Annotated in this window: 8 protein-coding genes; 4 read left to right on the top strand and 4 right to left on the bottom strand. The window is 30.2% G+C overall.

What is annotated here, in order from left to right; genetic code table 11:
- From N4A40_01500 to N4A40_01490, 3 genes are all read left to right on the top strand, one after another.
- Nucleotides 1–542, top strand: a 542-nt coding sequence (locus tag N4A40_01500) for a hypothetical protein (protein MCT4660507.1), incomplete at its 5' end; no start/stop codon positions are given.
- An 88-nt stretch (nt 543–630) separates the two neighbouring features.
- The gene (locus tag N4A40_01495; protein ID MCT4660506.1) at nt 631–1,479 is read left to right on the top strand and encodes an NgoPII family restriction endonuclease; all 849 of its coding nucleotides are present in this window, start codon (nt 631–633) and stop codon (nt 1,477–1,479) included.
- A 13-nt stretch (nt 1,480–1,492) separates the two neighbouring features.
- Nucleotides 1,493–2,491, top strand: coding sequence for a DNA cytosine methyltransferase (locus tag N4A40_01490; GenBank protein MCT4660505.1), 999 nt, complete (start codon nt 1,493–1,495; stop codon nt 2,489–2,491).
- A gap of 29 nt (nt 2,492–2,520) precedes the next feature.
- Here the strand turns inward: N4A40_01490 and N4A40_01485 are convergent, their stop codons facing one another.
- From N4A40_01485 to N4A40_01470, 4 genes are all read right to left on the bottom strand, one after another.
- A complete protein-coding gene (locus N4A40_01485) occupies nt 2,521–3,234 on the bottom strand; it encodes an HNH endonuclease (GenBank protein MCT4660504.1) in 714 nt (237 codons plus the stop codon).
- An 11-nt stretch (nt 3,235–3,245) separates the two neighbouring features.
- Nucleotides 3,246–4,325: an FRG domain-containing protein gene (locus N4A40_01480; GenBank protein MCT4660503.1), complete on the bottom strand. Its 1,080-nt coding sequence runs from the start codon at nt 4,323–4,325 to the stop codon at nt 3,246–3,248.
- A 56-nt stretch (nt 4,326–4,381) separates the two neighbouring features.
- A complete protein-coding gene (locus N4A40_01475; protein ID MCT4660502.1) occupies nt 4,382–5,560 on the bottom strand; it encodes a toll/interleukin-1 receptor domain-containing protein in 1,179 nt (392 codons plus the stop codon).
- A gap of 142 nt (nt 5,561–5,702) precedes the next feature.
- Entirely contained in the window at nt 5,703–5,954 is a 252-nt protein-coding gene (locus tag N4A40_01470) for a hypothetical protein (GenBank protein MCT4660501.1), read from the bottom strand.
- Between the two features lie 297 nt (nt 5,955–6,251).
- On the opposite strand from N4A40_01470, the gene N4A40_01465 reads away from it, so the two are divergent.
- Nucleotides 6,252–6,463: phage integrase N-terminal SAM-like domain-containing protein (locus tag N4A40_01465; protein ID MCT4660500.1), on the top strand; the 212-nt coding region annotated here is incomplete at its 3' end.

The following is a 6,463-nucleotide window of genomic DNA, read 5'->3' as shown; positions in this document are numbered from 1 at the left end:
TGTTTGAAAAAGACTATTTTAAGGATTACAAATGGACGGAAAATATAAAATGCAGTCCTGGAGAAAACAACTATATCACATCATTTTATAAATCATTCGATGATCCGACTATGTATGAAAAATATGGAGAATACATGTATGAATATAAAAGTGATCTTCTACCAGAAATGTTTGCTCCTCTAAGAAAAGCTGCTAGAGTAGAAGATCATTCTCCGATACCATTGTTTTCTAGAGTCATGTCCTTTGATGTGCTTTATAATAGAGAAGATGCAATAAAAGAAATGGATTTTATATGTAGCGTAATTGACAATTTCGATATTAGTAATGATCAGAAAAAAGACTTTCTAAATGAGATTTTACACTACTGGATGTTTTCTATTAAGGATGAAAGCTTTGAACATGAGCATGAACGTAGGTATGTCGTGATCATGGAAGATGATTGTAAGTACTATGATATCAATACTGATGATTCGGATTTTTTGAAACTGAAGACTGGTTTGTTTGAGAGAGCGGATGTTGTTAGGAAGAGCTATAATAATTAGTATTTAAAAATAATATATTTTAGTTTTCAATTCAAAGCTATTTAGATATAATAAAGGGTAACTATTTTTTCATAAAGGAGTTTTTTCTATGGATAGCAATATAATAAAAGCAATTATAAATCTTGTTAAGAAATTTGATGCTGAGGTTAAAGATTCGAAAGATGTTCATGATAGAGCTAACTCAATGGGTGATGGTCTAGAAGAGTACATAAAAGATCTATTTATTGATAGTAAAACAACTAATAAATCTGAAAAGATACAAGCAAGATCAGAAATTTTTTCATACACTGGAAGCAGAAACGCTCCACCTGATGCGATTTTGAAGGCTGGCGATGCAATAGAAGTTAAAAAAATTGAAACACTAAAAGCTCCATTGGCCTTAAATAGCTCTTATCCAAAACACAAATTATATTCAAATAGTTCGATGATATCTAAAAGCTGCAAGGAATGTGAACAATGGGATGAAAAAGATATTGTTTATTGTGTAGGTAGTCTTGATAAAAAAACTAAAAAACTAAATCATTTAATGATGGTATATGGAGAGGACTATGCAGCTAGTTTGGATGTTTATACTGGATTAAAAAGAAAAGTAACAGAAGCTATAAAAAATGCTGATGTTGATCTTAGTGAAACAAACGAACTTGCAAGGATAAACAAAATAGATCCTTTGAAAATAACATCCTTACGAATACGAGGTATGTGGATTATTAAAAATCCTGTAGTGGTTTTTGATTATATTTATAATCCAAAATCAAATGTGGATTTTCAGTTTGCAGCTATAATTAATTTTGATAAGTACGAAACACTAAAATACACCGATGATTTAGAACAACTAAGTAAAATCGAATCAAATTTAGAGATTGAAAATGTAAAAATACAGGATCCAAATAATCCTGCAAAATTAAGAATGGCTAAATTGATTACGTTTTTTAAATAAAGGAGTAGATTAAATGCGTTTGATTTCAATATTTTCTGGAGCAGGAGGTATGGATCTTGGTTTTGAAAAAGCCGGATTTGAAATAATTACTGCAAATGAATATGATAAAAAAATATGGGAGACTTATGAAAAAAACCATAATGCTAAACTAATAAAGGGGGATATTAGAAAAATTAATTCTGATGAGTTCCCAGCTTGTGATGGAATAATTGGAGGACCGCCTTGTCAAAGTTGGTCTGAAGCGGGCTCTCTAAAAGGAATTGATGATCAACGTGGTCAGCTATTTTATGAATATATTAGATTGATTAATGATAAGGAACCATTCTTTTTTGTAGCTGAGAATGTAAAAGGTATGTTGGCTAAAAGACATTCAGAAGCAGTAGAAAAAATATTGGAGTACTTTGAAAAAGCCGGACCTGGATACGATGTTTTTATAGATACATTAAATGCTAATGATTTTAATGTTCCTCAAGATAGAAAGCGAGTATTTTATATTGGATTTAGAAAAGATTTGAACATTGAAGATTTCAAATTTCCTGTACCAATAACTCCTAAACCAATATTGAAAGATGCAATTTGGGACTTAAGAGACTCTGCTATTTCAAGTACTGAGAAAAATAAAACTAATGGTGACAATTGTACTATTTCAAATCACGAATATTTTACAGGCTCATATTCAAGTATTTATATGAGCAGAAATAGAGTAAGAACCTGGGATGAACCATCTTTTACAATACAAGCAAGTGGTCGCCAAGCCCCACAACATCCTCAAGCACCCGTAATGGAAAAGGTTGAAAAAAACAAAAGAATTTTTGTTGAAGGAAAAGAACATTTATACAGACGACTATCCATTCGCGAATGCGCTAGAATACAAACTTTTCCAGATGATTTTAAATTTTACTATGAAAATCTAAATGACGGCTATAAAATGATTGGGAATGCTGTTCCCGTTGAATTGGCCTATCACGTTGCATTGTCTGTTAAAGATGCACTAAATGGTATAGAAGCTTAACAATAAAAATAGTGGGAACTGAGTTCCCACTATTTTTTATTACATATCTCTTCATAATGAATCTTAAGAAATTCAATATTTGGCTTTGCTTGTTTTGGCTGTCTAAATGTAGTGTTACTAAACATTTTTTTGATTTCAGCATCAGCTTTATCAGAAAATACAATATCATAGTTTTCATCTAGAGAAAAATAGCCTCTATCAAAAAGTCTATCATGCATTGCACATAAGCATATCGCATTTTCAGGATTCAATCTATTTGACTCATCCATAGACCAGGGAACTATATGGCTGCAATTTAGTAAGTCTGTATGGCTCAGTCCACAAATAGCACATTTGTTATTGTAATTATTTAGTACTGCTTTTCTCAATTTATCCTGACCTATTCGTTGAGTTATCTCGGTTTTTATTTCTGTAACAGTATTTTCAATAATGATGGTATATTTTTCTTTTTCTTCTTCTTTAAATCTTTTTTCATTTTCTCTAAGATATTTTATCTTTGATATTAGAGACTCATATGTCAATAATTCTCTTTCAAAATCTAAATCCTTCAAAATACCTTTTTTATCGGCATAAATACCAAAACCTTTTAAGATATCCATAGCAATATAGCCATAGACTTTTGACGTAACAGGCTTATTTAAAAGTTCACGTTCTATCTTTCTATAGCTCTTTCCATCGATTAAATAACTTTTCACAATATTTAAAATCTGCTGCTCTGTATAATTCTTTGCATATCTTCCCATTACGCATTCTCCTAAAGCATTTTATGCTTTAATCCAGCACAAAAGCCTTCCATTTCTGGAAATAAAAATTCATTTGATATATTCATTAATTGCAAATATTTTAAAACATCTTTTTTTATTCTTGGTGTAATAATTATCTTTAGTGCAATACATTCAAAAGGATTTATTGATTTTGTCTTTTCAGCTAAATTTATTTTATCGTTGTTCCCTTCTGATTTTGAGAATGTTTTTATATAAGCATTCTTAAGTATGCTTATATAATCTGTACTGTTAGAATCAATCTTAATCTTTAGTTGTGAAACTTTATCTAAATCAGGATTTTTAGAGTTAAAATCCCTAGCAACATCCACCGCCTTCTTGAAAGTATTTTTTATATTCATAGACATGGGGCATTTATATTCATTAATAACTCCTTTATCTAAATAATAACTACTTAACACATCCTCATACTCTACATCTATTTTACTAGATATTAGAAAAAGACCTTGCTGTTTGTCAATACGATTATTTTTCTTTCTAGGCTCATATTTTTGTAAAAATATATCCTCCTCTAAATTGTCTTTTTGTGATAATTTTTCATATATATCTCCAAATTCTATTGCGTTCATATCTTGATTGCATTCAATTTTATTTTCTTTAGATTCTGCATTATATTTGCTAATTCGTTCATCTATGTTCCATATCTTGAACTCATTTAACGTTTCTACATACTTCCAATTTAGACAGTATAGTGCTGCATCTTTATCACTACTAGTATTGTTTATAGCAAAAAATAACGCTACAAATGGTGAATAACTCCAGTCCAACAATCTTGTAGGAGCACCATAGTGTTGCATTAATGCTAAAGTTTCAAGTTCATCCTCACAATCATAATCTCGCCCTTCTGGATATAAATGTGCTTTTTCATTGAACTTACAAATTAAGCATTTTTCAACATCTCTTGATACTAAATTTTTATTTCTAGCTAGTGAGGATTTTAATTTATAATCAGCACTTGACTGTCCCCTATATATCCAATTTTCACTACGTTTTTCATTTATAATAGCTACTAATTCATCAAAGCTATCAACTCTTCTTTCTTTCCACGGCAATATTAAATACCTCCCATTAATTTACTTTTATAATTCGAATTCATTTCCACTTTTATCTATCCCCATAAAGCTTCTATTTTGCACTCAGGTTTATTCAGTTTGTAAAAATTAAATTCACCTTTAGTATCAAAGATATCTTGAGAGATTTTAATGTTTTCAAATCTGTTCTCATCCGGATGCAAATTAGTTCCTAAAAAGCTATGATTTGAATCATTTATGAAAATACTAGCACTATTACCATATATGTCTTTAAGCTCGATATCTAATCCTATACATGCAACTTCAGTAGTCCCTTCATTTCTAAAACTCAGCAGAAAGTCTACATCATTACCCGAAGGTGTAATTCTACGTTTTTCAATACTCGTAAGACTGTCTACAGTATTTAAAGTTCTAATCCCTTCATAATGTGCTTCTATTTCTTCTACTATTTTGTTTCTTTGATCTTCCCAAATATTTTGATCAATAGAATCTAATCCAAATACATTTATAAGTTTGTCCTTAAAATCATTTAATCTAGCTTTATCAGTTAATGTAATCATTATTTTTCTAGGATTTATCGCTCCATCAATATCTTTAAAAGAAAAGCCTGGCATCAAAAAAGCAGTTTGAGCACAGGATGTAAGCCAACCCGCTCCCATTTCATTCAAACACGCCGTGCTATTATAGTAATTATTAGACAACAACGTAACTAAATAAATATCTTTTTCTTTAAATAGATTTTTCAAATAATCGTAAATATCTTCTCCTTCAGGTATATCATAACCAGGTTTTGAGCTACAAAAAAGTTGCGATTTGTCTTTTATTCCTATGAATTGAAGTAATTCAATCATTTTTTCTACATAAAAAGAATCTTTGCTACAATGACTTATAAATAGTACTTTTTCTTTATTTATTTCAGTTTTCACATATTCTTCAAAATCATCTTCTTGAATCGCAGTTATTTTAGCTAATATATTTTCTACATCCTCAGTAGTAGCAATTGTTTTTTCTAAAATTTTATCAATTATTCCTATTATTTCCTCGCTACTAACACATTTATTCTTCTTAATAAAATTTTTAAATCTATTTAGGATAGTTTTAGATTCTTTCGTTAAAGTATAATAAGTATTTTTTCCTCCAACCGAGTATTGTAATTCAACATCATATTCTTCTTCATACTCTTCGTATTCATTTTTCTCAAAATTAGTTTCTAATTCTACTAGCAATTTTTCTAATTCATTTATTGTTTCACTCATTAATAAAACCTCCTCCCTAATCAAAATACCGCCCCTCAATCCCACTCTCCAAAAGCTCTCTCAAAACAACATTGACGCCTTTTTTCTCATAGGCTGCTTTTCTTTTTAGCGCCCACTTCAAATCCTCGGTCACGATATACGTTTATCTAACCAAATCGCTCTCGGATCCATTCTCTATAGTAGCCGGTTTTTTGTTTTGATTTTTTTTAGTCGTTTTTGCTTTTTGACGTGTCTTTGTTTTTCCCTTCTTAGCCTCTAGTTCAGGGTCTACGATTCCTTCGTCTTCAGGCTCGCTATTTTCATCTTGGAAAACATCAAGCACTTCTCCCATCGCTTTACTTTTTTCTTGGAACTCTTTTTCCGTCATTTCTACTTTTGTAAGCTCGAAACTCATAAAAAAATGCGCCTTCTTTCTTGAAATTGTTGGGTAAACTTTTCAGATTAGTAACTATAGTTACTTTTCACATATGTTACTAATCACAGTTGTTACTATATTATTATACTACTATCTTCCATTTTTGTTAAATTAAACAGAGTGGTCATTTCCAGTTTGAAGTAATATTCATAACCGCCCTAAATCACAAAAAAATTCCATAATATCAGTTATGGATTATTTTTAAAATATGATATACTGTTGGTACTATCACACTTTGCACAGATTTTTACATTTTAAGGTAGGGGAGGTTGATTTATGAACACCTATATTGAGTCCTTTTTGGCTTATTTTTCCACTCACCCAGAGCATCGATTGTCAAAAAACACCTTGGAAAATTACCAGCGAGATATTAGACAATTTTTCTCGTTCATAAAAAAAGATGTCACCGAGATTGTTCAGATTGACATCGATTCTTATATTTCATTTTTAAAAAATTATAGAAAACCTATGGATCACAAGCCATATTC

This window comes from Tissierellales bacterium, from assembly GCA_025210965.1.
Taxonomy (GTDB): Bacteria; Bacillota; Clostridia; order Tissierellales; family JAOAQY01; genus JAOAQY01.
The sequence above is the reverse complement of the archived record's forward strand: the minus strand, read 5'-3'. Positions and strand labels throughout refer to the sequence as shown.

Bases quoted from the DNA above. Each gene is read 5' to 3' on its own strand.
- N4A40_01495 (MCT4660506.1), top strand. From the start codon at position 631: ATGGATAGCAATATAATAAAAGCAATTATAAATCTTGTTAAGAAATTT.
- N4A40_01490 (MCT4660505.1), top strand. From the start codon at position 1,493: ATGCGTTTGATTTCAATATTTTCTGGAGCAGGAGGTATGGATCTTGGT.
- N4A40_01485 (MCT4660504.1), bottom strand. From the start codon at position 3,234: ATGGGAAGATATGCAAAGAATTATACAGAGCAGCAGATTTTAAATATT.
- N4A40_01475 (MCT4660502.1), bottom strand. From the start codon at position 5,560: ATGAGTGAAACAATAAATGAATTAGAAAAATTGCTAGTAGAATTAGAA.
- N4A40_01470 (MCT4660501.1), bottom strand. From the start codon at position 5,954: ATGAGTTTCGAGCTTACAAAAGTAGAAATGACGGAAAAAGAGTTCCAA.